Origin of the sequence: Streptomyces sp. AC555_RSS877 (assembly GCF_019049245.1) — a bacterium.
In the GTDB taxonomy this organism is placed as follows: Bacteria; Actinomycetota; Actinomycetes; order Streptomycetales; family Streptomycetaceae; genus Streptomyces.
The window spans coordinates 1-1,075 of record NZ_JAGMUK010000163.1 but is presented as its reverse complement, the minus strand read 5'-3'; the positions used below and the strand labels follow the sequence as shown (position 1 = coordinate 1,075).

Below are 1,075 nucleotides of genomic sequence, written 5' to 3'. Positions count from 1 at the left end.
TGTTTCTGCTTGTCGCGCAGGGCGATCGCCACGGGTACGGGCAGAGCCCGGGCGCCGCCGAGCGCGCCCACCACCGCAGCCGCCACCACCGTGAACTCCTGACCACTGGTCACCACGGTGAAGTCGGAAGGGGACAACCCCTCCCGCGCCAAGGCGGAAACCACATCTTCGACGTCGGATGGGTCTTCTGTCACAACAACGCGCAGGCCACCGAGGGCGCTCGCCTTCGCGGCTTCCCTAGGCTTGACGACACAGACCACCGCACATCCCCGGGCCAGCAAGGCTGAGGCGGCAAGTGGTTTCAAGCCCACAAGAAGAACGTTGTGCGGTAGGGCTGGCGCAGTGATCAAAGGATCCTCCACGGAAGTACTTCGACGCAAATGGTTTATGCGTGAATGAGTCAAAGAGCAATGCGTGGCGACTCAGGGCGTTGACGACGCCAGGATCTCCATCGCGCCCACACAGACTACTTGCAGCCGTGCAAAGGATCTTCATGGAAAGGTAAATCCTGATCAGAAAATGTCCCATTATATGGGACATAACCTGACTGGTCAAGTGTCTTGATGGTGAACACTGAGACCATCAAGCAAAAATGCAAGTGTTAAGGCCCGAGTTACCGTCGCTGGATCACTACTTTTCCCACAGATGTGCCGCGGCGTGAATCTGGGCGCTCACTGCCTATTGTTATGAACGGGGGGATTGAGATGCCGCCGCGAGATGCGCAGAATCAGCGACACCGGGACGAACTGTTTCTTCTGATTGGGTGGAAGCCCGAGCAGGTTGCAGAAGAATTGGTGCGCCTTGGATGCCATCTGGTCTGTGTCGCTGCAACGGGTGAGGCACCGGCGAGTAGGCACAGCGGACTGATCGAGCGCACCCTGTCGGTCTCGGATCCCGGCAACGTTGAAGAGGTGCTCTTCGCCTTGGCGCGGGAGGGGTTGTCCCCTTCCGACTTCACCTATGTTGCCGGAGCGCATGAGTTCACGGTGGTGGCGGCTGCGGTGGTGGGCGCGCTCGGCGGCGCCCGGGCTCTGCCCGTACCCGTGGCGATCGCCCTGCGCGACAAGCAGAAACA

1 pseudogene is annotated in these 1,075 nt (G+C 60.4%); it reads left to right on the top strand.

The annotated features are described in order from the left end of the window. Positions 1-686: 686 nt before the first annotated feature. A pseudogene (locus KUM49_RS38090) lies at positions 687-1,075 on the top strand (hypothetical protein); the annotation flags it as partial.